The organism is Marinomonas sp. NPDC078689 (genome assembly GCF_044542435.1).
GTDB lineage: Bacteria > Pseudomonadota > Gammaproteobacteria > Pseudomonadales > Marinomonadaceae > Marinomonas > Marinomonas arenicola.
The window spans coordinates 38,245-61,261 of record NZ_JBITUJ010000011.1 but is presented as its reverse complement, the minus strand read 5'-3'; the positions used below and the strand labels follow the sequence as shown (position 1 = coordinate 61,261).

Sequence of the window (23,017 nt, the reverse complement as noted above, 5' to 3'; positions counted from 1 at the left end):
TCGTGGCTTAGTCGTGGCTTGGTATGAAAGCTCGGTTGACGACTGTCTCAGGATCGAGTGAATCCAGGCTGAGGTTATTTGCCTCAGCAACATACTTCCATGTGGCTGCGATGCGCTTTGGTGTCAGCATGCCAAAGCCATCGTGTTGACTGATCTTGTTAAACACTAAGTTGTGAATACTGGTGATTTGCGCTGCGACAATGTCGGCATCGACTTCGGGCACCATTTTGTGAAGGTCCTGTCCTGCCTTATCTGGATGTTGGTAGGCGAATTGGATCGATTTTGCATAGGCTTTTATGAAGCGTTTGGCCACGTCTGGGCGTGAGGCTAAGAATTTATCAGACGCTAATAACGCAGAGCTATAGAGGGATAACCCCCCTTCAGACCAAGGTAATACCTTGATTTCTTTACCTGTTTGCGCGGCTTGTTGTTCGAATAATGCGGTGTTTGTTACCCAAGCAATAATGGCTTGGGTATTGCCTACCATCAGCATAGGGCCAAGAGCGCCGGGGTCGACTTTGCTTAATTTAATGGAGTCGACTGGCACGTTATTTTGTTTGAGCACTAGTGGTAAAAAGGCATTTGAGGAAGTAAAAGGCGAGGTGGCAATTTTCTTGCCCTGTAAGTCTTTAATGCTGTTTATGCCGCTGTCAGCGAGTACATAAAATGCATGAGGCGCTTCAGTAAAATAAGACATTACGGCACTGACTGGAACATTATCTTGGGCTCTTGCGGCCATCAAGGCACCAATATCTGAGCTACCAACGTCTGACTGTCCTGTCGCGAGTTTGGTCACCGCGTCGGTGGAGCCACGGCCGCTGGCTATTTTTACCTCTAAATCGAGTGCGGCGAAGAAGCCTTCTTGAATACCAACATACACGGGCGCTTTGTCTCCGCCTGGTAACCAATCAAGCTGAAACGTCACCTTGTCAGCAGCGAAAGCACTGCCAGTCATGGCGAGGGCCATGATGATCATCGATAAGCGGTTCAATTTTTTCATGGGCTGTTCTCCTTAATATGACGAGTCATAAAGATATCGTTGCAACGTTTGTTTCAGTCTGCAAAAAATGAGCCTGTTCTTTTTGCTGTTAATGTAAAGGCGCTAACGCAATGAAATATCTATCATTTTTTATAGGGAAGAAGGTCATGTCTGAGAGGCAAAGTGATTTTCTGTGTTTGCGTATCGTCTTGGCACGTAAATAGCGCCACTTAAGACGTCGGTTGCTGGTTACTGGTGCATGAGGTTTGCGAAGCGCTTTTGTGAAAACTTTTCTTATGAAACATTGGTGCAGTGCGTGTTTTTCTTTATCATGCGCTCTTTTGGTTTAGGGTGATCTTGGTGCAACAACAGAAATCTGTCATGGTAATTGGCGCAGGCCCAGCTGGCTTGATGGCGGCAGAGCGTCTTTGTGCGGCGGGATTTAAAGTCGATGTTTACGATGCTAAGCCAAGTGCGTGCCGCAAATTCTTACTGGCGGGCGTGGGTGGCATGAACATTACACACTCAGAACCTTACGATGATTTTATCCAGCGCTATTACGACAAAGCCCAATGGCTCGATACCTCGATTCGTGACTTTGATGCGAATGCGTTACGCCAATGGATTCATGATTTGGGTATCGACACCTTTATCGGTACGTCTGGACGAGTATTTCCAAGTGATATGAAAGCCGCGCCGTTACTGCGTCATTGGCTCAAGCGGCTGCGAGATGCGGGCGTGCATTTTCATATGCGCCATAAAATGATCGAGCTTAAAGCCAATCACGCCACGTTCGATCATGATGGTGAACAGGTGTCTGTTAATGCCGCTGCGATTATCTTGGCAATGGGCGGCGCTAGCTGGCCTAAGCTTGGATCTGATGGTGCTTGGCACAAAGTGTTGGCCGAGCAAGGCGTGAACCTGGCGCCACTAGAAAGCGCGAACTGCGGCTTTTATAGTGATTGGAGTGACCATTTACAGAGCAAGTTTGCTGGCAGTCCATTGAAAGACATGGCGTTCACTTTTATCCCATTGGAAGGCCAGCCAATCGTTCGTAAAGGTGAGTGTATTGTGACTAAAGATGGGTTGGAAGGCAGCCTTGTGTACGCTTTTTCAAAACACCTTAGAGACACCATTAAGCAGGCAGGAGAAGCCAATTTGCTGATTGACCTGCTACCGGCTTTTAGCGAAGAGCAGCTCATCAGCAAACTGAAAAAGACAAAGCCGAAAGAATCCTTCAGTAAGTATTTAAAGCGTACTGTTGGCATTAGTGGTATCAAATCGGCGTTGCTTTATGAGACTCATGAAAAAACCACGTGGCAGACCCCTGAAGGATTGGCGCGTTGTTTAAAAGCCATTCCGGTGCGACTCAATCAGGTCAAACCAATAGAGGAAGCGATTTCCAGTGCGGGTGGCGTGTGCGAAAGCAGTGTGGATGAGTATTTGATGTTGAAGCATCTGCCTGGTGTATTTTGTGCTGGCGAAATGTTGGATTGGGAAGCGCCAACCGGAGGTTATTTGTTAACCGCGTGTTTTGCGACCGGCCATCGTGCAGCACAAGGTGTGCGTCGGTATTTAATCGGCTGATCGTTGGCCCATCTTTTTGCTTTTATTCTGCTCCAATAAAAAATGCCCAATGATATTCATTGGGCATTTTTGTTGGTGGGCTTATCGCTAAGTTATAGGGCCGCTGGCTTGCCGAAATTGTATTGCACACCGACGGAAGTGATGTTGTCGAACTTAGTATTGGTCAAATCTTTGGTAAGGCGAAAATCTGCACGCAATGAAACGTCTTGATTGATTGCGTATTTTACGCCACCGCCAGCATTCAAAAAGGTGTTGTTGTCGGTCGCTGAAGCATTGTTGGTGTAGTAGTTGTTACCGATACCTGCCGCGACATAAGGTGTGAATTTAGCGTTGGTAAATTCAGGCAAAGAATAGAGCCCATCTAGGCGATATTGATCAAGATCGACACTGCTGCCGCGATGTTTTAAGTCGGAATGCAAATACGTTAACTCTGCAGCCCACGGTGTTTTGGTTTGATAACCCACGCTGATGGCATACGTCGCATCATTAGAAAGATGGCGGTCCGAATCGGTATGAATGTAACCAAGGCTAGGCGTTATGGTAAAGCCTTCTTTTGGTTGTTCTGCATACGCCATGGTGGACAGGGAGGTTGCCAATATTACACCGCTAAAAAGAGTTCGTTTTTTCAATGAAATAGACATCTTTTGTATCTCCTAATGAATCCGTTGTTTGTTGTTCTGTCGTCCAGAATACGTGCTTTTCAGAGACTTAAAAGCCCCTAGAAAAGTGGTGAAAGAAGAGGGCTTTACGGCTATTTCGTAATCATTACATAGGATTGACTAACTAGACTGAAAACTAGGGTTGGATAGTTTTTGAACGGTGTTTTTTCATCGAAAGCGTGGAATAAAAGGGGGGAATATTACAGACTATTTTCACTTCATATTGATGTCTCGTGACCTTTTTTAGGCAATTAACGCTGGCAGAAGAGAGGGCTAATGGAGAGCGGCGGCCTGAAGTGACCATAAAAAAAGCCTCTGATGATATTCATCAGAGGCTTTAGAGACGAATCGTCTAAGGTTACCTTGGTAACAAGATAACCCTGTAAACGTTAGGCTTCGTTAGTAGAAACGACAGCAACAACGCGACGGTTAGCTTCTCGGTTTGCGGCCGTATCGTTATCCATTAATGGTTTTTCTTCACCGTAACCAATGGAAGAAACACGATCGGCAGAGACGTTGAAGGTGTTGATCAATACATCTGAAATCGCCGCAGCACGTTTTTCAGAAAGTGCTTTGTTGTAACTAGCAGCACCACGGTCATCGGTATAACCTTCAATGACTACCGTTGCACTAGGCATTGCTTCTAGGTAATCCGCTAGTTTTTGGATTTCTGGGTAGTATTTTTGTTGAACGTCAGCAGAGTTAGTGGCGAACGGAACCACAAGATCTACTTTATGAACCGGTACAACAACAGGCTCTGGCTCAGCAACAGGTTCTGGTGCTACGACAGGCTCTGGTTGCGCAACGACTGGTGCAGGTTCTGCTTCAGCTTCTTGTGGTTGAGCATAAGCCTCTGAATCAGAGTCATCACTAGTAGAAGACTGATGAGACGTACCAAAGGTGTATGTCACACCAACAGTGGTCAGGTTATCTAGGTGATTGTCTTCTACGTCTTTAATTAGACGGAAGTCAGCACGCAATGCTAAGGCATCATTGATGGCGTATTTTAGACCACCACCGGCATTAACGAAGGCGTTAGTGCTGTCTGACGCGTCACTGAAATCTGCAATACCAGCACCGGCCGCTACATAAGGCGTAATGCGAGTGTTTGAGAACTCAGCGAAATGGTATAAACCATCAAGACGATACTCGTCGACACCAACGTCCTGACCGTTTTTCTCGCTGTCTGCATTTAGGTAAGTAAATTCAACGGCCCATGGGTTATCGAATTGGTAACCTAAACCGAGTGAATAAGCGGCATCGTTATCCGTGTCACGGTCGCTATCAAAATTGTAGTAACCGATACTAGGAGATATTGTAAAACCTTCTGTTGGAGCAGCGAGTGCTACAGTAGAAATAGACGACGCGGCGATAATTCCGCTAACAATAGTTCGTTTGGTCAATGTTAAAGACATTTCCTTTCTCCTTAAATGAGCTTTTAAATATGTTTGTTTACGCATGTTTGTTGTGTGTTCTGCTTCATACCATAAGCCTGTTTTAACTATAGGAAAAGCCTCCCCCGATTGCCTATAAAATGTCTTTAAAAAATTCCATTTCACATTCATGACGAGGGGTTTACGTATATGGCAACTTTACCACAGAGCCACCTCGGTAATAGGTGGAGATATGTTTAGAAATGTCTGGAAATGTAGTTAATCATTACAGGACTTTTTCGAAATATATTTTTGTATCATTGAATTGTGGCGATATTAAGTAGGTGCCATGATGAAAAAGCACGATAGTATCCGATTTATTTTTAGCCATTATATTGTAAATAGATAAATCGACACTTAGCGACTAGGCTTATCGACACTGTGAATGCGCTTTGTCTTATTAGGCTACTATTTTCCATTCACAGGACTTTTACAAAAATTTAACCCTAATTTTGCAGTAGCTGATATGAAAATCAGGTAGCGTAGATGCATCTGTTTTCAAGGAGAGAAGCATGGAACATCTATCACGACTGCTTTTGGAGTTAGAGCGCATTACCCTTCAAGACATTGCCCAAATCCCCAAACCTCAACAACATATCTTGGTTGAGCACATAGAAGAGCTGCAAGACGAATTGCGTGAGTTAATAGAAGAGGAAGTATGACCTTCCTCTTTATCATTTAAAAAGAATAAAGCATTGATACGGTTGTTTCTGTGTCTGTTTTTTCTGTATCAGCAGGCACATCTGAAGAATACTTCACCCGATAGGACACCTTCATCGCTAGGTTATCAACCACATTGGCTTGCAATGACGAAACCGATTCTGTGATAGAGCTGCCGTTTTCTGTGCCTATCTCTGTGTTTAACTCTTGTTTAAATAGCGAGGTCGTTGAGAGGTGCTTTTCATAGGTTCCGCTAAAACGAACGATGGGAGTGCGCTCAGAATCGTCTGTTGTATTGTCTTCATCAATTTTATTGTTCCGATAACCGCCACCGACAGAACCCTCTAAATAAGAGCCGTCTTCTTCTTGCCAAAACCGATTACCGTAACCTGTTGATGCCGAGCTTTGATAATCGTAACCAGAAAATAGGTTTTTATCGTAGGCGCCACGGATATACCAAAACTGGTGGTCATTAAAAATGTAGTCCGATTGAATAGCACCACGGTATTGTTCTTCGGTCTTGGTGTCATCTGAGTTGGCATAAAGCGAAGTGAAGGTGTAGGTGTTACGCCATGTTTCCAGCTGTTGAACAACATTAAACTTACTGTTTATGTTGGTGGTATCGCTGTTGCCTGTGGTGAGTATCACGCCTAATTCCACAGACCCTTGCCAAGGCTTCTGAGTTTTATTTTGTGGGTTTGTCTTTTTGGCTGGTGTTGTCTCATTCTCCGCCGCGTGTACCGCTTGCGTGGCAAGCAGAGCGATAAAAGGTAAATGATATCTGGCTTTCATTGAGTCTTCTCCATGTCTAATAAGCTAGCTGGCAGTTAACAACCGCTTTTGCATTCACCGCTGTCACATAACAAAGGAGCAGAAGTAGCGCTTTGTTTTTGACCTAGTGTGGGGATGTTTTGTGGCTAGAAAATTAACATGTCTAATAATAATATTCGGTTAAATCACCAAGGTTACACCTTTGCTTCACGATATTTAGACACTGTAATCGCTTGTGACAAAATCTATATTAAAGCCGAGAGTAGATTAAAAAGAATAAAGTAAAGTGATTGATGTTTCGGTGTCTGTTTTCTCGGTATCGAGGGGAACTTTGGATGAATGCTGGACGCGATACGAGAGTTTCATGGCAAAATTTTCTACAATATTTGCCTGCAGAGATGAAACGGATTCTGTGACCGTGCCTAAATGTTCTAAATTAACTTGAGTGGTTAAAGACTGCCGAAAGGTGGAGGATGCGGAAAGCTTCTTCATATACTTTAATGCGAAGCGAGTGATAACACCACGATCAAAAATAGCCTCTTCGGTGCCTGTTTCAAGCTGATTTTTGCGATAACCGACACCGACCGACGTTTCTAGGAATGAGCCATCTTCTTGTTGCCAAATTCGATTCCCATAACCTGTGGACATATTCGTTTTGTATTTATAGCCAGAGAAACGGTCTTTTTCGGCTTCCTCACGGACATACCAAAACTCTTTACTGTTGTATTTATAATCGCTTTGCAAGGAGCCTCGATAAGTTTCGGTGGTCGCGACATGATCTGAATCCGAGTAAAAGGATTCAAAGGCATAATGGTTACGCCAGTTTTTTAAGTTCTGGTTAATATGTAGGCCACTACTAAGATTGTTGGTATTACTGTTGCCAGAGGTCATTTGCAGACCAAATTCAGCGGAGCCTGTGACGCCTAATTTGTCGATGGCCTTGCCTGCTGCAAACGCCGTTTGTGTAGCAAGCATCACCAATATCGCGAGGCTGTACTTTAAAATCATGAAAACCCTTTCCATTGGGGAAACGGTAAAAAAACCGGATCGTTCAAGGTGAAATGTGACGTTAAGTGTTCGTGTTAAGCGGTAAAGAGCATGAGAATAGAGAAAAATTTAACATAAACCTTGAGGTGCTTTTAGCGTTCTGGGCAGAAACTTTCTTCTACCTTCGTTATTTTCATATTCATGCTTTTATACATGGAAAAAACTGACATAGCGGGCGTGAGTACTCGAATAAAAGCCTGGTTTAGATTCCTTTTTACCAGCGACGCAGCGTGATATTTAGTAAACTGATGCCTTAAATTTAGCGGTCATACTGAAGAGAAATAGTGATGAGTCAGAGCCATCAAAAAACACCTAACTTACGTTACCTTAATGGCTATAGTCCGCAACTTCAGCAGCAAGCTCAGGCGCTGTTAGAGGCAGAAAAAACGGCGGGTTTTTTCTTAAAAAAATACCCTGAAGCACACAACTTGAATGGCACTCGTCCGTTGTATGACTATGCGATGGCGCTGAAAAATCAATTTATGCGCAGTTCTGCCCCCATTAGTAAAGTCATCTACGACGACAAAATCCATGTGATTAACAACGCATTGGGGCTGCACACTTATGTGTCTCGAGTGCAGGGCAATAAACTGAAATCAAAGAATGAAATTCGAATCGCGTCCTTGTTTCGACGTATTCCAGAGCCATTGCTAAAAATGATTGTGGTGCATGAGTTGGCGCATTTGCGGGAGAAGGAACATGACAAGGCGTTTTATAAGCTGTGTTGCTATATGGAGCCAGATTACCATCAACTAGAGTTCGATCTGCGCCTCTATTTATGCCATCGAGATCGTTTTGGCGACCTTTGGTAAGTGCGGACCGGTGAGGTTTTACGAAACACGAGAAGTGGAGAATCTTAGGCGTGCGCTGGGAACCGGCGGGTTCCCAGCGCGGATCAGGCTAGGCTTTGACGCTTTCCAATTTGAAATCGGGTTTCACGGCGGTGATTTTTTTCACGAGATACGCCAACAAAACACCGTACATTGGGATGAACAATCCAATGCTAATAAACAGTTTGAAACTGTAGTCAGCCAAGGCAATTTCTTGCCAGTGCTGTGCCATAAAGGCATCAGGACTTTGGTAGAAAGCAATGCCGAAAAAAGCCAAGGTATCTAAACCATTGCCAAAAATAGTGGAGGCGGCTGGAGCGATCCACCACTGCTTCATTTGGCGTAAGCGGTTGAAAACCTGCACGTCCAGAATCTGTCCGAGCAAGTAGGCCATTAAACTGGCGATCGCGATACGCGCCACAAACCAATTCAATGATGTCAGTGCTTCAGCCCCTTGAAATTGTCCCTGCGCGAAGATAACAGACAACACGTAAGACACAATCAACGAAGGAATCATGACTAGGAAAATAATTCGACGAGCCAGTCGAGCGCCTAGCACGCGTACGGTGAGATCCGTCGCGAGAAAGATAAAGGGGAAAGTAAATGCCCCCCATGTAGTATGGAAACCCAATACCGTAAAGGGAATTTGGACTAGGTAGTTGCTGGACGCAATAACCAATAAGTGGAACGCAGCAAGATACCAGAGCGCCTTGCGCTGCTGTTCTGGGGTAAAACTATTCATGGTGACACCTTTTTTTTAATTTCGGCTGTAATGCTGTTTGGGGTGAGGGAACCCAAATAAAAACATCAAGGATTTCAGTATTAACATTGGCTTTGTTTTCTTCGCCAAAGTTGGGGCGTGATTATACATTAACCGACTGTTTAGGAAAGCGTCTTTGTGAGTGTTTTTTATACAAAATACGCTTTCTCTCTTTGTAGTAATGACCTAATACCTGCTCACTTTTAACTGTTGTTACCATCGGTGCTCGATAAAAAAACAGTTTAGGAGCCAGTGATGACAACAAGAAAAATTCTACTGATTACCGGAGACTTCACCGAAGATTATGAAACCATGGTGCCATTCCAAACCTTAATGGCGGTCGGACATACGGTTCATGCGGTTTGTCCTGACAAAGTCAGCGGAGACACAGTTAAAACCGCGATCCATGATTTTGAAGGGGATCAAACTTACACCGAAAAGCCGGGTCATAATTTTGCGCTGAACGCCGATTTTGACAAGATTAATGTTGAAGACTACGACGCCTTGGTTATTCCTGGTGGTCGAGCTCCTGAGTATTTGCGTTTAAATCCTGCGGTATTGGAGATGGTTCGTCACTTCTTTACGACAAATAAGCCGGTTGCTGCTGTGTGCCATGGCGCGCAAATCTTATCCGCTGCGGGTGTGTTGAATGGTAAAAAATGCTCAGCTTACCCTGCGTGCCGTCCAGAAGTAGAGCAAGCTGGGGGAGAATACGCGGACATTCCTGTGGATCAAGCCGTGACCAGTGGCAATCTTGTGACTGCGCCTGCATGGCCTGCTCACCCCGCTTGGTTAGCGCAATTCATCGCCTTGCTATAACGCACAAAGAAAGAAGAAAACCGCGTATTTGGTTTTCTTCTTTCTCTTTTATTCTCTTCCTCTCTTTGTCTTTCCCTTTTAACTGTCTTAGTCATCGGCCGATTGTGTGTTTTTTTGTCTTATTGCCCTTTCGGATTTCTGTCGCTACACTTTTTGCTCAGCCCATAACGAGGTAAGCACCATGTGTAAGCTCTTTATTAATGCCGATGCAGATCTCTGGTCATCAACCACGCATTCCTTGCGGATCGATGGCATGGTAACCAGTGTGCGTCTTGAGAATGCATATTGGGGACTATTAACAGAAATTGGTGCGCGAGATGGTTTAACGGTGACCCAGTTAATTACGCGGCTTTATCAAGAGTCGATTAACGTCGGCCACGATGTTGCCAACTTCACGTCTTTCTTGCGTGTTTGTGCCTTGCGTTATCAAGCATTGCAGTTAAATGGCGACATTCCGGCTCAAGCGGAAGTGTCGATCGCATCGCTAGATTCAGACCGCATTTTGCAAAATGAGTCCAAACTAGCGAATCGAGGAGTGCACTGACACCGATATGTGTATCCTGTGCCAGTGAGTGATTAGTTCTCTTCGTCGTCTGCGCTCATTCTGGCGAGACGGGCTTCTTCTTCGGCTTGCGCTTCTTGGATTTCAAGCAAGACTGCATCCACATCCGCTTCTTCGGTAGGCTCCTCAAATAAACCGGTCAGTTCGGTATCTGGTGTGAGTTTACCGGCTTCGTAAATAGACCAGATTTCTTTCGCGTATTGGGTTTCTAGAATCTCCGGTGCAAACATGCCGTAATAGTCACGCATGTTGTTTACATCACGTTCTAGCATCCACTCAGCATGGTTGTTGGCAACGGCGTCAACGGCTTGCGGCAAGTCGATGATCACAGGGCCATTCGAGTCAACCAACACGTTAAACTCTGATAGATCGCCATGCACCAAGCCTGCGCATAACATACGCACTATGTCATGGATGATGACATCGAAATCTTCGCGAGCTTGCTCAGCAGACATGGTAACGTCATTGAGACGAGGTGCGACATCGCCATCGTCATCTGTGATGAGTTCCATCAACAAGACGCCGTCAAAGCAACCGTATGGTTTTGGTACTCGTACACCGGCGTTGGCGAGTTTGTACAAGGCGTCTACTTCGGCGTTGTGCCATAAGTTCTCTTGTTCTTCGCGGCCAAATTTTGAGCCTTTTTCCATCGCCCGAGCGCGACGGCTGTTTTTTACTTTGCGGCCTTCACGGTATTGAACCGCTTGTTTAAAGCTACGTTTGCTGGCTTCTTTATACACTTTGGCACAGCGAATATCTGAGCCACAGCGAACAACATACACAGTGGCTTCTTTGCCACTCATTAATTGTCGAAGTACTTCGTCGACCAAACCGTCTTCAAGAAGCGGTTGAATTCTCTTAGGGATTTTCATGCTGCTCCTTGTACAGGCATTAGATAACAGATGTCACTAACAGAAATAAAAAACAAAAACATATTCCTTATCTTGGTCAAATTAGACTTAATTAGGTCACTATATATAGTAGCTCAGAGCCGATCTGGCCGTTATCCCTTCTTTTCCTTTTTCAAGGCTAACGAATATCAGCTCGAAACGATAAATCGTTCCAGTTATTTGGTCAATTTATCACTTTTTAGAGTGAAAACGCTTATATCTTACAGCAATAACCTTGGATAGCCGACTTTCTCTACGTGGATTTTAACCGTATCGTAAATGAAAATGCGCAATAATGGCTCTCTTTCATTACGCTTCTTTTTTGAATGAATCGTTATCGAGGCGAATGTAAATAGAACCGCGGGATCGGGGTGGATAAAAAACCCAGAAGAGAAGGCATTGACCTTTCGCGAGTAAGCCTTTTTACTAGCCTGATTCTTTTCGTACTTCATTTTGTTTTAAGGCAAATATAACGTGGCTATTTCTTCTAAACTTCCTGCCGTGGGCACCAATATTTTCAGTAAAATGTCTGCTCTAGCGGCGGAAAAAGGCGCGATCAATTTATCTCAGGGTTTTCCCGACTTTAAGCCGGATGAGCGTCTTTTAACACGAGCATCCAATGCCTTGCTAGAGGGTAATAATCAATATTCTCCGATGACAGGATTGCCTGTATTGCGTGATGCGATCGCCAGTTTGATTGCTCGCCACTATGGTCGACAGGTCGATTCAGCAGAAGAAGTGACTGTGACCAGTGGTGCTTCAGAAGCCATTTTCGATGCCATTACCGCGCTTATCCAGCCAGGCGACGAAGTGGTGCTTTTTGATCCTGCTTATGACCTGTATGAGCCTGCGATCACCCTAGCCGGTGGTGTGTGCCAACGGATGACGCTCACCGCGCCAGATTTTCGCCCCGATTGGCAAGCGTTTGCGTCTTTGCTAACAGAGAAAACGCGCTTGGTGATCATTAATACGCCTCATAATCCTACTGGCAGTTGTTGGACCGAGGACGATTTGGCGTCTTTATGGCAAGCCATTAAAAGCCAGGATATTTATGTTTTATCGGATGAAGTGTATGAGTTTATTCATTTTGGCGAGCAAGCCGTCAGTGTGCACAAACACCCAGAATTAAGGGCTCGCAGTTTTGTTGTGTCGTCGTTTGGGAAAAGCTTCCACCTGACAGGCTGGAAAGTCGGTTACGTGGTGGCGCCAACAGAGCTGACGGCCGAGCTGCGCAAGCTTCATCAATATGTGACCTTCTGCACGGCGACGCCATTGCAACAAGCCTTGGCTGAGCACCTACAGGAAATACCGGAAAGCAGCGCCGAATTGGCGATGTTTTATCAGCGAAAGCGCGATGTGTTAAGAAACGCGCTAGCCAATAGCCGTTTCACTTTATTGCCTTGTGATGGCACCTATTTCCAATTGTTAGATTACAGTGCGATCAGCGATCTGGATGACGTGGCATTTTGTGAGTGGTTAATCGATGAAGTGGGTGTGGCAGCAATACCCGTTAGTGTTTTCTATCAGCAAGCGCCACAAGATCAACGGCTGATTCGTTTGTGCTTTGCCAAAGAAGAGCACACCTTGCTGGAAGCGGCGCAGAAATTAAGCCGCTTATAGTAAGAAACTCAGGCGTTGACCGTGGCTAAGTCACGGACAACGCCGCGTTACGCGCATGCTATAACGTGCGCTTAACGTCTGTTTTGTCTTGGTTTCTTCATTGGTTTTTTATCGTTTCGCGGGCCTTTTCCTAACGCTTTGGCACGTAAGGTTTTTTTCGATGGCGGGCGTTTTGTGCTGCTTTCTTGCTTGTCTAAGTCTGGTTCAAAGCCTGGAAACCATTGTGGATTGAAGTGTTCACCAACCAGTTTTTCGATATCGGCCAATAAGTAGCTCTCTTTTGCAGACACGAGCGAAATGGCTAACCCTTCTAAACCGGCACGACCTGTGCGGCCAATACGGTGGATATAATCTTCAGCGTTGTAAGGCAATTCATGGTTTACCACGTATTGCAGTTGCTGGATATCCAAGCCCCGCGCCGCGACATCGGTTGCCACTAAGGCTCTCACATTACCTGCTTTGAAGTCGGCCAGAACGCGATCTCGCGCTCCTTGAGATTTATCCCCATGGAAGGCTTGCGTGGCAATACCATCTTTCTGCATTTCTTTAGCAAGCTCGTCTGCGCCTTGTTTGGTGCGGGTGAAGATCAAGACTTGTTTCCAGTTCTTTGAGCCAATCAAGTAAGACAGCAAACCGCTTTTCTTGTCGTTATCGACTTGGTATACCAGCTGTTTAACCTTGCTCGCGGTGGCATTACGCTGATCTACCTCGATCAGTTTAGGGTCTTTTAATAGCGTTTTACTGAGTGCGAAAATTTCATTATTGAAGGTCGCAGAGAAAAACAGCGTCTGGCGATTGCTTGGGATTTTTGTCAGGATGCGTTGGATATCAACAATGAAGCCCATGTCTAGCATGCGGTCCGATTCGTCTAAGACCAGCGTTTTTAAGTCATGCAGCTTGACCAAGTTTTTCATCAAGAGTTCGAGCAAACGGCCAGGGGTGGCGATCAACACATCACAGCCTTTGTCGAGTGCATTGATCTGAGTGTTGATACTCGCACCACCGTAAACCACCACAGATTGCACCGAAGAGTTCTGGCTATAGGTGACAAAACTATTGTAAACCTGCTGGGCTAATTCCCGTGTTGGGGTGAGCACCAGCACGCTAATTTTTTTGTACTTTTGATTGGTTAAGCCTGCTTCACTGGTTTGGTCGAGATCGAATTGTTCTAATAAACGATGCAGCAAAGGCAGAGCAAAGGCCGCTGTTTTGCCCGTCCCTGTTTGTGCGCCAGCCATGACATCTCTTTGTTTCAGTATCGCTGGAATGGCCGCTTTCTGAATAGGGGTAGGAATACTGTAACCACGCTCAGAAACCGTGTTGACCAGTGTTTTATGAAGGCCTAATGACGCAAAACTCATGAACTTGCTCGCTTAAATAGTAGACGGAGAACGAAAGTCGCTAGTGTAGCATTTTGAGAAAACCGACGGCTTTTTTTCTACTGCATTATACCGGCCATTGATCTGTGCTTTTGAGAACACTTTTAAGACGTTGTTTTACTTGCTCAAACTCATTAGGCAAATGACCCCGATGGGAAACAAGATATATGGGGTAGCTAAATTCAGGCGCATTTGGTACTCGCTCCAAGCGGCCTTCTTGTAGGTATTGATCAACGACGCGGGTGCGAAAATAGCCGTTTCCACCTTGTTTAAGCATGACTTTGAGCGCCATAGGGCCGAGTGAGAACTGCATGGCTGTCTGTCGATTAAAGGGCAAACAGCGATCAAATTGCTGGGTAAACTCTTCCCCCCAATCGATAAACAAATTCGGTTTAGGCGTGTGTGTGCAGGCGACATGTATGAGCTTCTCTTCGGCAATTTGCTCAATGTTTAAATCTGGGTAATAACGCGCGCTGTGCACCACCACCGCATCCAGCTGGAATTCACGGATGGCGCTATAAAGCGCATCCGTAGAATCTACTCGGCTATGCAGACGCAAATGATCAAACTCTGCCAGCTGCACAAGCCATTCCACCATGATCGGGTTCCATAAGCTGTTTTCCGCGCCTAGCGACAGTGTTATTTTTTCGTCGGGCAGTGGATTGCGACAGACTTCTTGCGCGGCATGCCACGAGGCGATCATTTCTTTGGCATATCGAACAAAACGCTCACCCTCTGGCGTGAGTCGCGCCCCGCCACGATTACGAATAAAAAGCGAGCAATTCATGCTGGCTTCTAAGGCGTGAATGCGAGCTGTGACGGTGGTTTGGGTGACATGGAGCCGCTCGGCCGCTTTGGCGAAGGTGCCTGATTGCATGATCTCGATAAAGGTTTTTGCTAGCTCAATGTCCATACGTACTCAATTTGAATGCAATTTAATTGAATTTATAATCACTTAATATTCATTATACTGATCTTAAGGGTTTCCGTACCATACCTGCTCTTTATTCTGCTGTGTCGTACTCGTTGTTCCTATTATGGTGATTTCTGCTTTTAAAACGTTTTGCCAATTTATTGGCATAGAAACCAATCGTACGTCACATATAGAGCGTTTGATTTCGGGGCTGACGACCTGCTTAGCGATAGCCGTTGTCGTATTGGTGACGAAATGGAGCTTATCTACTGACGTCCATATCCTATTTTTCGCATCCACGGCGGCGACCGCTTTTCTTGTGTTTACCTTGCCTCATGGCGCCTTATCACAGCCTTGGCCAGTTTTGGCTGGGCAAAGCATTTCTATTGTAGTGGGCGTGAGCTTTGCGAGTGTGCTGGATTCTAGCTTGATGACAGCCGCATTGGCGGTAGGGCTAACGGTTATCTTGATGCATTATCTGGGGTGTCTGCACCCACCAGGCGGCGCGACGGCCTTTTACTTTGTGGTTAACTTTGAACACATTAACGTGTCTGAATCTGTGGTCGTTTTTATCGTGAATATTTTGATTATCTTAGCGTTGGCGATGATCATTAATAATTTGTTTCATTGGCGACGTTATCCACTTTTTTGGTTGAACAGAAAAGCCACCGCACAGCAGGCTCATAAAGACGCTTCTAGTGTTGAGCATTTCAATGTGGAAGACCTGCACCAAGTACTGCAACAGCAAGATGTGTTTGTGGACGTTAGCCTAGATGAATTGCAAAGTATTTATGATGCAGCTCATGCGGTGGCGAAACAAAGGCAGCGTGTAACCACGCCGAAAAAGGCGAAGCGACGCTTATTCAGAAAAGCGCTCGCGAATTAACGCCATCATGGCGTTGGCGGCAAAGGATAAGGTGGTCTCTTTGCGCCAGATAACCGACAGTTTCCAACGTAAAGAGGAGCTGTCCAAGGGTTTAATGATCACCCCTGGAATCTTATGCCGTTCGGCAATCAGTTTAGGCAACAACATGACCCCTGTACCTGCCGCTACTAGAGCCAAGCCAAAGTCGGGTTGAGATACATGAGTAATATCATTGGGTGTGAAACCGGCTCGTTGGCATTCTTCCTCGATGAGTTTATTCAGTACAAAGGTGGTTTCAAAGGTCACCAAAGAGGTATCTGCAAGATCGCTTAAGGATAAGGTCGTGGCATGAGCGAGTGGGTGTGCACTGGATAGCGCCAGCATAATAGGATCATCTCGCACCTGTAGCCAAGCAAACTCGTCATCATTTGGCACCAGGCTAGTGGCCAGTTCTATTTCTGAATTGCGCAGTGCGGCTTCTTGTTCTGCGCCCCCTCTCTCGAGTAGTTCGATCTGAATTCGTGGGTACATGGCGCGAAATTTACCAATAATCGGCGCGAACAGTTCTGCACTGCCAAGAGGGGATAGGCCGATTTTTAAGTGGCCTCGTTCTAGTTGTCTGAGTTGATTTAGCTCCTCAAGCATAGCTTGGCGAGAAGAAAGTAAAATATTGGCGTGCTTCTGAAGGATTCTTCCCGCTGGGGTTAAGCGCACTTTAGTACCGCGTCGCCCTCTGTCGAGAAGGTTCACCTCCAGCTCTTCTTCTAGTCCTTTAATGGCTTTACTCAAGGCCGGTTGTGAAATGTGCACCTGTTCAGCGGCTTTTCCAAAGCTGCCGTTATCTACAATAGCCATAAAGTAGCGTAATACTTTCAGATCCATTTCGTTAATCTCATTGAGTTAGTTCTATTGATTAACTATAAGTTATCAAGTTGATATTTAATATTCATTTTATATATGTATTTAGGCAAATTACACTATCCCTACATCACAACAAGTGGTGACTGTTTTATTTCTCTTAGCTTGTTTGCTATCTCTATGGGTTTTTTAAATATCATGTTTAGACATTCTTCATTGTATTTTGGGTTACTGCAATTAGCGTCTTTGTGCGGATTATTGTGGTTATGTAATCTATTTGTTTCATACATGTCTTGGCCTGTACCGGGGAGTGTTTTGGGGCTCGGTGTGCTGGTGGTGTTACTGGTAACGAAAATTGTGCCGGAACGGGCGGTGCAAGTCAGTTCATCTTGGTTGCTTGGGGAGTTATTACTGTTTTTTATTCCGCCGGTCATCTCAGTGCTTAAATATCAAGTTCTGATTCGTGATGATGGCTGGATGATTGCAGGTACTATTGTGTTTGGCACAGTGGGTGTTTTATTAGGTACGGCGTTAGTGGTGGATAGGGTCTACAGTTTTGAAAAACGACTCAATGAACGACGTTTGGAAAAGGCCGTAAATTATGTCTGATAGTCTATTAGCGGCACTCAGCTTAGTAGTAACGGTCGCCTTTTATTACCTCTCTAAGCAGCTTTATAAACGAAAAGCCGTGATCTGGTTAGCGCCTATCTTAGTGGCTCCTATTGCTGTGATTATTTTCGTTTTAGCGATAGGTATTCCATTGCATGATTACTTCCTCTACACCCACTTTTTGGTGATGATGTTGGGGCCGGCCACGATTGCTTTTGCCTTGCCTATATATCAGCAACGGCAGATTATTTTGCGCTATCCACTGACGTTAATCATTGGCGTTTCGACGGGGTTGGTTTTAGGTTTATTGTCTTCTTTACTGTTAGAGCATTTGTTTCCCATGCCACCGGAGTTGGCGCAAAGCATGTTAGTGCGATCTGTTTCGACGCCGTTTGCTATGGTGGCGACGGTCAGCTTTGGCGGTATTCCTGATCTAACCGCTATGTTGGTATTAATGACAGGGATTGTGGGAATGGTGTTGTGTGAGCCTGTGTTCAAAGTGGCGGGTATTCGTACCACATTGGCAAAAGGTGTGGCGTTAGGGGCGGCTTCCCATGGGGCTGGTACCGCGAAAGCGCGAGAAATTGGCAGTGAAGAGGGCGTTATTGCCAGCTTAACAATGATTTTCGCTGGCATTGCTATGGTGCTTGGCGCGCCACTCTTCTCTTTGATCATTTAGAGTATGAGCTATTATTTGAGTCGTACTATTTGACCGCTCGTTTCATGAGGGTAAGGCAAGAAAGCCCGTATAAAACAAGAATCAAAGCAGAGAAGAACGTAGGGTCTATGCCCCAGTGTAGACTGATAGGGCGAATCATAATCAGACTAAAAGCGACGGGTATCAAGAGCAAAAACATGCGCCCAATACTGATAGTGAGTGCGTAGCCTTCTTTGCAGCTTTGGCATGCTTGAGGGCGTAGTAGGCTTTTTCTTAGTATCGAGAATGGCAGTTTTTCTTGGCAGTGTGGGCACTTCATCTGGTCAATCTAACTCTTTTTTATTATGAATGCCTGCTAGTTTGCATCAGTCTTGAAGGTCATACAAGTTGTGCTGTTCTCCTGCTAAAGAGTGGCCGATCTTCGACCACTCTTTAGCCGCTGTGTGTGCTCGTTTTATTTGTTCATTTCACCTTTCCATGGCACCACTTTCACTGTGTCTCCGATTTCGAAAGACATCAGGTCTTCACCGACAACAAGCGGACCTTTATACGTTTCACGGGTCATGGCAATTAACTCATCGACGCTTAGTTTCGGAAAGTCCTTGGTGCCTAACAGCGCAACATGGGTAAAAGCCGCCAACTTAGGTTTTGCTTCTGTGAACACTTCTCCGGCTTGTCTTGGATTAATATGGTGTTCGAAAATGGCGCGCAGATTGGGGTGTTTCTGTAGCAAACCATCTCTGACGGCTGCGACTTCATGCACCAGTAAGTCTGCGCCTTTTGCTTCATTTATGACGGTTTGAGACTTTCTAGTGTCTCCCGAAATAACCACGGTTTTACCCTTGTATTGTATTTTATAGCCAACAGATGGGTGAATAAATTTACCGTGGTCATTTTTGAATGATGTCACTCGGATGCCGTATTTTTGATAGACCAAGTGCTCTCCCTCTGTGAACTCAGTCACGACAAGTTTGATGCCTTCAGGCGGTAAATGCTCATCTTCAATATGAATCCTAGTGTTATCTTTGAAGGTTTCGGTTAGACCATTTGCGATGTTTTTAATGCCTGTTGGACCATACAGATGAAGAGGGGTTGTGCGGCTGGGAGAAACGGGAGGTAGTGGCATCCAGCCTGTCATCCAGAAGTCAGATAAGCCATTAATGTGGTCAGAATGATAGTGCGTTAGAAAGACATCGGTTATTTTGTTAATAGGGGCTTTAAGCTGCCAAAGACGAATAATACTGCCACGGCCTACATCGAATAAGAGATAGTGACCACCGGCTTCGACAAGCGTGCTTGGGCCGAATCGCTGGGCACTGGGAATTGGGTTCCCTGTGCCCAGTAAGGTCACCTTCATAACATAGGGCTTGGACGCTGTGCTAGCGGCGTATGAAGAGGGGCTGAGTAGCACACATAGCATAAGTGTAATGAGATATTTTCGCATGAAGGCTTCCTTATTAACGTTATTATTTGGCAGTCATCATTTGAATCTATCGAGTTTTACACGATTCTAGTAATTGCTTTTTCGCGGACAGAATAAGAAATTACGAACACCGCCTAACTTGGCATCTCTTCAAATGCAGGAACGTTCTCGAAGCCGTCGTCCCAGTTACCTTTGCTACTGGTAAATATGTGAGCTTGTGGACTGATATCAACATCTGTATCCAAGCAGCCTGCAGGCACAACAACTAAGCCCCGAGCTTTTGCATCGGTTGGCACGTTAGAGCCGCACACAGAGCAGAAAGTTCGAGCAAAGTTAGTGTCTTCATGTTTATAAAAACTGAGCATTTCTTCGCCACTGAGCCATGTGAGTTGAGCGCCAGGCGCAAAAAGGTTTGAGCAATGGGCGGAGCCAGAGCTTTTTCGGCAACGGCTACAGTGGCATAAAAAGAACTTTTTAAACTCACCTTGCAACTCGAATTTGGCAGTGCCACACAGGCATGATCCAGTGTGTTTTTGATCCATAACTGTATTCCTCATGGTCTTTTTTGGTGGGTAGCGACAGCGACGTTAGCGCGGATATCGACCTTTTAGATTGTGCTAATCAGCAAACGAAGGTGGCAGATTAGTCCTTCTTTACAGTCAAAAGTGCCTAATTAGTGACCAGCTTCACGCTAAATTTCTCTTATCGCCGCTGTTTATGTTCAACATACAGACGCTATTTTGCGTCTATTATATCCGCTCTAAGCTAGATATTACGGGGCTTTAAGGAGAAAAGGTATTGGCTTTTTAGATGGATATTGAAAATAGAGGTTTTGATACGCTTTGATGACATGTATCATGCCCCACTTTTATTTTCAGCCATATTTATTTGGCAATAATTATTGGGCATAGCAAATCAACGTAACATATAAAAACTAGAGAGAGTGTTATGAGTACTACAATGAAAGTATTGCTGGGGATGGCGCTGGGCATCTCCGTTGGGCTAGTCATCAATTTAACAGGACTAAATGCCTCTGGCACATGGGTGAATCAATATCTAACGAATGGCCTGTTCCATATTGTTGGCAGCATGTTCGTTAATGCACTAAAAATGTTAGTCGTGCCTTTGGTCTTTTTCTCATTGGTCTGTGGTGTGTGTGGCATTGGCGACATTAAGCTACTTGGCCGCATTGGCTCAAAAGCCTTTGTTTTGTATTTGATGACCACGGCGATTGCGATTGCCTCTGCTCTTTTCATCGCCTCAGGTTTGGGTATAGGTGAAGGCATGAACGCTGTTGCCAATAGTAATTTCTCCGGTAAGGCGGCGCCGCCACTGTCCTCTGTAATCATCAACATAGTGCCATCTAACCCGATTAGTGCGATGGCGAAAGGCGAAATGTTGCCGGTTATCTTTTTCTCAATTGTCTTTGGTATCAGCTTGCTAATGGTTGGCAAAAAAGCAGACTCAGTGAGCAGCTTTATTGAAGCATTGAACGAAATCATGATGAAAATGGTTAACGTGATTATGGCGGTCGCACCTTATGCGGTGTTCTGTCTTATCGCGAAAGCCATCGCCAACCTAGGGTTGGATCTATTAGAGCAGCTACTTGGTTATGTGTTGGTCTTGATTGGTGTCTTAATGTTCCACTTGTTTGTGACATTGCAGATTATCTTGAAACTGATGTCGGGTTTAAACCCACTGACGTTTATTAAGAAAATGCGCAGTACTCAAGTGTTTGCGTTTAGTACCTCTAGCTCAAATGCCACTATTCCTGTGACCTTGCGCACTGTGACTGACCGTTTGGGTGTTAATAACTCTGTCGCGTCTTTTACCGTCCCGTTTGGAGCGACCATTAATATGGATGGCACCGCCATCATGCAAGGGGTTGCTACTGTCTTTATTGCGAACATCTACAATGTTGACCTTGGCATGATGGGTTACTTAACCGTTATCTTGATGTCGGTATTGGCTTCCATCGGAACAGCCGGTGTACCAGGTGTTGGTCTGATCATGTTGTCTATGGTGTTTGCTCAAGTAGGTTTGCCGATCGAAGGCATTGGCTTGATTCTCGGTGTTGACCGTCTATTGGATATGATTCGTACCGCGGTTAATATTTCTGGTGATGCGGTAGTGACGGCGGTGGTCGCGAAAAGTGAAGGTCAGTTAGATGAAAGCATCTACAACGACCCTAACGCTGGCAATGACACAGCAGACATACATCTAGAAAGAGTCTAGTCGCGTCTGGATACCCAATTAGCCATCTGTAGGGTTAATTGAATATAAAGCGCCAGACTGACGTGAGCCTGTAATAGAGGACACGTTAGTCTGGCGCTTTTTTTATAGCGTTTTAAAGGGACATGACGATACGACCTGTGATATCGCCTTTTTCCATATCTTCGAAGATGTCGTTGATATCCTCTAACGACTTCTCAGTAATGATGGCTTTGACTTTACCGCGTGCGGCAAATTCCAGACACTCTTCTAAGTCTTTACGAGTGCCGACGATTGAGCCAATGACACTGATGCCATTGAGTACGGTATCGAAAATAGGCAATGGCATATCTTCTGGTGGCAGGCCAACCAGTACACATTTTCCACCGCGACGAATCACATCATAGCTTTGTCTGAAGCCCGCTTTGCTGACCGCAGTACAGACAGTGGCGTGCACGCCATTGGTTGTTGCTAGAATGTCTTTCACCACATCGTCTGTTTTGAAATCGAAGAAGTACTCAGCGCCGAGTGACATGGCCAATTCTCGTTTAGCGGCTCCTGTGTCTACCGCCACAACACGAAATCCCATCGCGACCGCGTACTGCACCGCCAGATGACCAAGCCCGCCAACACCGAACAGAGCCACCCAATCACCTGGCTTTGCGCCTGACACTTTGAGTGCTTTATAGGTGGTAACGCCCGCGCAGAACAATGGCGCCGCTTCGACATAGCCTAGACCTTCAGGCACTTTAACGACATATTCAGCGTGAGCAGCACAATATTCAGCGTAACCACCGTTAACGGAATAACCGGAATTTTGCTGTGACAAACATAAGTTTTCATTCCCCGTTAAGCAGTATTCACAATGGCCACAGGCACTGTACAACCAAGGTACTCCTACACGATCTCCAAGAGCGAGATGCTTAACCGCGCTGCCGACTTCGACAACTTCGCCAACGCCTTCATGCCCAGGAATAAAAGGTAAGGTTGGTTTGACTGGCCAATCACCATGGCAAGCGTGTAAATCCGTATGACACACACCACAAGCGTGTATTTTGACAAGGATTTGGTGTGCTTCGATAGTCGGTTTAATGACGTTTTCGATATTGAGAATCTCACCAAATTTACTGGCTACTGCTGCTTTCATAACAAACTCCATCTAGTGTTTATTTTTATTGAATGAGCGTTAAAGCAATGTCTGGCAATCCAGCCACTTGCTCCTCTTCACTTTAAAAACAACACAGAGAAAAGTTTTCCTCACAGTCCAGCATGTTTGCACCACAGTATAATTTACAATTTAGGTGAGCTTTTATGGGAGATGCTATTTCTATTTTTTATGGTATGAGTAAGTGGGAGTCATGTTAGGTATTGGTTTGCGAATTATTACAAAAATGAACGAGTAGATTTGAAAAAGTATGCTAGCTTTTATGTATATAAACAACGTTGATATCGGTTTCAGGCATGACATAAAAGACCGAATGAAG

Annotated in this window: 24 protein-coding genes; 10 read left to right on the top strand and 14 right to left on the bottom strand. The window is 45.3% G+C overall.

Features of this window, described 5'->3' with window-relative positions; translation table 11 throughout:
* Positions 1 to 7 precede the first annotated feature (7 nt).
* On the bottom strand, positions 8 to 1,000 hold the full coding sequence (locus ACIGBN_RS15640; protein WP_396666473.1) for an ABC transporter substrate-binding protein: 993 nt from the start codon (positions 998 to 1,000) through the stop codon (positions 8 to 10).
* Positions 1,001 to 1,339: 339 nt separating this feature from the next.
* Here ACIGBN_RS15640 and ACIGBN_RS15635 point away from each other — a divergent pair, with 339 nt between their 5' ends.
* Positions 1,340 to 2,566, top strand: coding sequence for a TIGR03862 family flavoprotein (locus ACIGBN_RS15635; RefSeq protein WP_243711942.1), 1,227 nt, complete (start codon positions 1,340 to 1,342; stop codon positions 2,564 to 2,566).
* Between the two features lie 92 nt (positions 2,567 to 2,658).
* On the opposite strand, the gene ACIGBN_RS15630 is transcribed toward ACIGBN_RS15635, so the two are convergent.
* Positions 2,659 to 3,207, bottom strand: a complete 549-nt coding sequence (locus ACIGBN_RS15630) for a porin family protein (protein WP_133002341.1) — start codon at positions 3,205 to 3,207, stop codon at positions 2,659 to 2,661.
* A 407-nt stretch (positions 3,208 to 3,614) separates the two neighbouring features.
* A complete protein-coding gene (locus tag ACIGBN_RS15625; protein WP_133002342.1) occupies positions 3,615 to 4,640 on the bottom strand; it encodes an OmpA family protein in 1,026 nt (341 codons plus the stop codon).
* Between the two features lie 530 nt (positions 4,641 to 5,170).
* On the opposite strand from ACIGBN_RS15625, the gene ACIGBN_RS15620 reads away from it, so the two are divergent.
* The gene (locus ACIGBN_RS15620; protein WP_165942956.1) at positions 5,171 to 5,320 is read left to right on the top strand and encodes a hypothetical protein; all 150 of its coding nucleotides are present in this window, start codon (positions 5,171 to 5,173) and stop codon (positions 5,318 to 5,320) included.
* A 16-nt stretch (positions 5,321 to 5,336) separates the two neighbouring features.
* Here ACIGBN_RS15620 and ACIGBN_RS15615 read toward each other — a convergent pair whose 3' ends face one another.
* Both ACIGBN_RS15615 and ACIGBN_RS15610 read right to left on the bottom strand, forming a co-directional pair.
* The gene (locus tag ACIGBN_RS15615; RefSeq protein WP_133002343.1) at positions 5,337 to 6,110 is read right to left on the bottom strand and encodes a YdiY family protein; all 774 of its coding nucleotides are present in this window, start codon (positions 6,108 to 6,110) and stop codon (positions 5,337 to 5,339) included.
* 246 nt (positions 6,111 to 6,356) lie between these two features.
* A complete protein-coding gene (locus ACIGBN_RS15610; protein ID WP_396666469.1) occupies positions 6,357 to 7,097 on the bottom strand; it encodes a YdiY family protein in 741 nt (246 codons plus the stop codon).
* A 326-nt stretch (positions 7,098 to 7,423) separates the two neighbouring features.
* Between ACIGBN_RS15610 and ACIGBN_RS15605 the strand changes: the two genes are divergently transcribed.
* A complete protein-coding gene (locus tag ACIGBN_RS15605) occupies positions 7,424 to 7,948 on the top strand; it encodes a YgjP-like metallopeptidase domain-containing protein (RefSeq protein ID WP_133002344.1) in 525 nt (174 codons plus the stop codon).
* Positions 7,949 to 8,036: 88 nt separating this feature from the next.
* On the opposite strand, the gene ACIGBN_RS15600 is transcribed toward ACIGBN_RS15605, so the two are convergent.
* On the bottom strand, positions 8,037 to 8,708 hold the full coding sequence (locus ACIGBN_RS15600) for a 7-cyano-7-deazaguanine/7-aminomethyl-7-deazaguanine transporter (RefSeq protein ID WP_133002345.1): 672 nt from the start codon (positions 8,706 to 8,708) through the stop codon (positions 8,037 to 8,039).
* A 273-nt stretch (positions 8,709 to 8,981) separates the two neighbouring features.
* Between ACIGBN_RS15600 and ACIGBN_RS15595 the strand changes: the two genes are divergently transcribed.
* Together ACIGBN_RS15595 and ACIGBN_RS15590 are read left to right on the top strand one after the other, a co-directional pair.
* Positions 8,982 to 9,545 carry a DJ-1/PfpI family protein gene (locus ACIGBN_RS15595; protein ID WP_133002346.1) on the top strand — a complete coding sequence of 188 codons (564 nt, stop codon included), beginning with the start codon at positions 8,982 to 8,984 and terminating at the stop codon, positions 9,543 to 9,545.
* A 181-nt stretch (positions 9,546 to 9,726) separates the two neighbouring features.
* Complete coding sequence (locus tag ACIGBN_RS15590) at positions 9,727 to 10,089, top strand: ribbon-helix-helix domain-containing protein (RefSeq protein ID WP_133002347.1); 363 nt, start codon at positions 9,727 to 9,729, stop codon at positions 10,087 to 10,089.
* A gap of 32 nt (positions 10,090 to 10,121) precedes the next feature.
* Here the strand turns inward: ACIGBN_RS15590 and ACIGBN_RS15585 are convergent, their stop codons facing one another.
* Positions 10,122 to 10,979: a PA4780 family RIO1-like protein kinase gene (locus ACIGBN_RS15585; RefSeq protein ID WP_133002348.1), complete on the bottom strand. Its 858-nt coding sequence runs from the start codon at positions 10,977 to 10,979 to the stop codon at positions 10,122 to 10,124.
* A gap of 492 nt (positions 10,980 to 11,471) precedes the next feature.
* On the opposite strand from ACIGBN_RS15585, the gene ACIGBN_RS15580 reads away from it, so the two are divergent.
* Positions 11,472 to 12,617: a methionine aminotransferase gene (locus tag ACIGBN_RS15580; protein ID WP_133002349.1), complete on the top strand. Its 1,146-nt coding sequence runs from the start codon at positions 11,472 to 11,474 to the stop codon at positions 12,615 to 12,617.
* 71 nt (positions 12,618 to 12,688) lie between these two features.
* On the opposite strand, the gene ACIGBN_RS15575 is transcribed toward ACIGBN_RS15580, so the two are convergent.
* On the bottom strand, positions 12,689 to 13,978 hold the full coding sequence (locus ACIGBN_RS15575; RefSeq protein WP_133002350.1) for a DEAD/DEAH box helicase: 1,290 nt from the start codon (positions 13,976 to 13,978) through the stop codon (positions 12,689 to 12,691).
* A gap of 85 nt (positions 13,979 to 14,063) precedes the next feature.
* Positions 14,064 to 14,909, bottom strand: coding sequence for a LysR family transcriptional regulator (locus ACIGBN_RS15570; protein WP_133002351.1), 846 nt, complete (start codon positions 14,907 to 14,909; stop codon positions 14,064 to 14,066).
* Positions 14,910 to 15,033: 124 nt separating this feature from the next.
* On the opposite strand from ACIGBN_RS15570, the gene ACIGBN_RS15565 reads away from it, so the two are divergent.
* A complete protein-coding gene (locus ACIGBN_RS15565; protein WP_396666464.1) occupies positions 15,034 to 15,795 on the top strand; it encodes an HPP family protein in 762 nt (253 codons plus the stop codon).
* Here ACIGBN_RS15565 and ACIGBN_RS15560 read toward each other — a convergent pair.
* Entirely contained in the window at positions 15,769 to 16,656 is an 888-nt protein-coding gene (locus ACIGBN_RS15560; RefSeq protein ID WP_396666462.1) for a LysR family transcriptional regulator, read from the bottom strand. The genes ACIGBN_RS15565 and ACIGBN_RS15560 overlap by 27 nt on opposite strands.
* Before the next feature lie 75 nt (positions 16,657 to 16,731).
* Here ACIGBN_RS15560 and ACIGBN_RS15555 point away from each other — a divergent pair, with 75 nt between their 5' ends.
* Positions 16,732 to 17,241, top strand: coding sequence for a CidA/LrgA family protein (locus ACIGBN_RS15555; RefSeq protein WP_396666460.1), 510 nt, complete (start codon positions 16,732 to 16,734; stop codon positions 17,239 to 17,241).
* Positions 17,234 to 17,920, top strand: a complete 687-nt coding sequence (locus tag ACIGBN_RS15550) for an LrgB family protein (RefSeq protein WP_396666458.1) — start codon at positions 17,234 to 17,236, stop codon at positions 17,918 to 17,920. The genes ACIGBN_RS15555 and ACIGBN_RS15550 overlap by 8 nt, the downstream gene beginning before the upstream one ends.
* Positions 17,921 to 17,945: 25 nt before the next feature.
* Here ACIGBN_RS15550 and ACIGBN_RS15545 read toward each other — a convergent pair whose 3' ends face one another.
* The 3 genes from ACIGBN_RS15545 to ACIGBN_RS15535 form a co-directional block, all read right to left on the bottom strand.
* Positions 17,946 to 18,218 (bottom strand): hypothetical protein, encoded by a 273-nt coding sequence (locus ACIGBN_RS15545; protein ID WP_133002353.1) that lies wholly within the window; start codon positions 18,216 to 18,218, stop codon positions 17,946 to 17,948.
* 135 nt (positions 18,219 to 18,353) lie between these two features.
* Positions 18,354 to 19,343: an MBL fold metallo-hydrolase gene (locus ACIGBN_RS15540; RefSeq protein ID WP_133002354.1), complete on the bottom strand. Its 990-nt coding sequence runs from the start codon at positions 19,341 to 19,343 to the stop codon at positions 18,354 to 18,356.
* A gap of 113 nt (positions 19,344 to 19,456) precedes the next feature.
* The gene (locus ACIGBN_RS15535; RefSeq protein WP_396666456.1) at positions 19,457 to 19,864 is read right to left on the bottom strand and encodes a GFA family protein; all 408 of its coding nucleotides are present in this window, start codon (positions 19,862 to 19,864) and stop codon (positions 19,457 to 19,459) included.
* A gap of 406 nt (positions 19,865 to 20,270) precedes the next feature.
* On the opposite strand from ACIGBN_RS15535, the gene ACIGBN_RS15530 reads away from it, so the two are divergent.
* Positions 20,271 to 21,557 (top strand): dicarboxylate/amino acid:cation symporter, encoded by a 1,287-nt coding sequence (locus tag ACIGBN_RS15530; protein WP_133002356.1) that lies wholly within the window; start codon positions 20,271 to 20,273, stop codon positions 21,555 to 21,557.
* 112 nt (positions 21,558 to 21,669) lie between these two features.
* On the opposite strand, the gene adhP is transcribed toward ACIGBN_RS15530, so the two are convergent.
* Positions 21,670 to 22,680 (bottom strand): alcohol dehydrogenase AdhP, encoded by a 1,011-nt coding sequence (gene adhP, locus ACIGBN_RS15525; RefSeq protein ID WP_396666453.1) that lies wholly within the window; start codon positions 22,678 to 22,680, stop codon positions 21,670 to 21,672.
* Positions 22,681 to 23,017: the final 337 nt, after the last annotated feature.

Excerpts from the sequence above, each read along its gene's own strand:
- ACIGBN_RS15545 (WP_133002353.1), bottom strand. The coding sequence starts at position 18,218 with ATGAAGTGCCCACACTGCCAAGAAAAACTGCCATTCTCGATACTAAGA.
- ACIGBN_RS15610 (WP_396666469.1), bottom strand. The coding sequence starts at position 7,097 with ATGATTTTAAAGTACAGCCTCGCGATATTGGTGATGCTTGCTACACAA.
- ACIGBN_RS15540 (WP_133002354.1), bottom strand. The coding sequence starts at position 19,343 with ATGCGAAAATATCTCATTACACTTATGCTATGTGTGCTACTCAGCCCC.
- adhP (WP_396666453.1), bottom strand. The coding sequence starts at position 22,680 with ATGAAAGCAGCAGTAGCCAGTAAATTTGGTGAGATTCTCAATATCGAA.
- ACIGBN_RS15560 (WP_396666462.1), bottom strand. The coding sequence starts at position 16,656 with ATGGATCTGAAAGTATTACGCTACTTTATGGCTATTGTAGATAACGGC.
- ACIGBN_RS15590 (WP_133002347.1), top strand. The coding sequence starts at position 9,727 with ATGTGTAAGCTCTTTATTAATGCCGATGCAGATCTCTGGTCATCAACC.
- ACIGBN_RS15535 (WP_396666456.1), bottom strand. The coding sequence starts at position 19,864 with ATGGATCAAAAACACACTGGATCATGCCTGTGTGGCACTGCCAAATTC.
- ACIGBN_RS15600 (WP_133002345.1), bottom strand. The coding sequence starts at position 8,708 with ATGAATAGTTTTACCCCAGAACAGCAGCGCAAGGCGCTCTGGTATCTT.
- ACIGBN_RS15570 (WP_133002351.1), bottom strand. The coding sequence starts at position 14,909 with ATGGACATTGAGCTAGCAAAAACCTTTATCGAGATCATGCAATCAGGC.
- ACIGBN_RS15605 (WP_133002344.1), top strand. The coding sequence starts at position 7,424 with ATGAGTCAGAGCCATCAAAAAACACCTAACTTACGTTACCTTAATGGC.
- ACIGBN_RS15615 (WP_133002343.1), bottom strand. The coding sequence starts at position 6,110 with ATGAAAGCCAGATATCATTTACCTTTTATCGCTCTGCTTGCCACGCAA.
- ACIGBN_RS15550 (WP_396666458.1), top strand. The coding sequence starts at position 17,234 with ATGTCTGATAGTCTATTAGCGGCACTCAGCTTAGTAGTAACGGTCGCC.
- ACIGBN_RS15640 (WP_396666473.1), bottom strand. The coding sequence starts at position 1,000 with ATGAAAAAATTGAACCGCTTATCGATGATCATCATGGCCCTCGCCATG.
- ACIGBN_RS15555 (WP_396666460.1), top strand. The coding sequence starts at position 16,732 with ATGTATTTAGGCAAATTACACTATCCCTACATCACAACAAGTGGTGAC.
- ACIGBN_RS15565 (WP_396666464.1), top strand. The coding sequence starts at position 15,034 with ATGGTGATTTCTGCTTTTAAAACGTTTTGCCAATTTATTGGCATAGAA.
- ACIGBN_RS15595 (WP_133002346.1), top strand. The coding sequence starts at position 8,982 with ATGACAACAAGAAAAATTCTACTGATTACCGGAGACTTCACCGAAGAT.
- ACIGBN_RS15625 (WP_133002342.1), bottom strand. The coding sequence starts at position 4,640 with ATGTCTTTAACATTGACCAAACGAACTATTGTTAGCGGAATTATCGCC.
- ACIGBN_RS15575 (WP_133002350.1), bottom strand. The coding sequence starts at position 13,978 with ATGAGTTTTGCGTCATTAGGCCTTCATAAAACACTGGTCAACACGGTT.
- ACIGBN_RS15620 (WP_165942956.1), top strand. The coding sequence starts at position 5,171 with ATGGAACATCTATCACGACTGCTTTTGGAGTTAGAGCGCATTACCCTT.
- ACIGBN_RS15585 (WP_133002348.1), bottom strand. The coding sequence starts at position 10,979 with ATGAAAATCCCTAAGAGAATTCAACCGCTTCTTGAAGACGGTTTGGTC.
- ACIGBN_RS15530 (WP_133002356.1), top strand. The coding sequence starts at position 20,271 with ATGAGTACTACAATGAAAGTATTGCTGGGGATGGCGCTGGGCATCTCC.
- ACIGBN_RS15630 (WP_133002341.1), bottom strand. The coding sequence starts at position 3,207 with ATGTCTATTTCATTGAAAAAACGAACTCTTTTTAGCGGTGTAATATTG.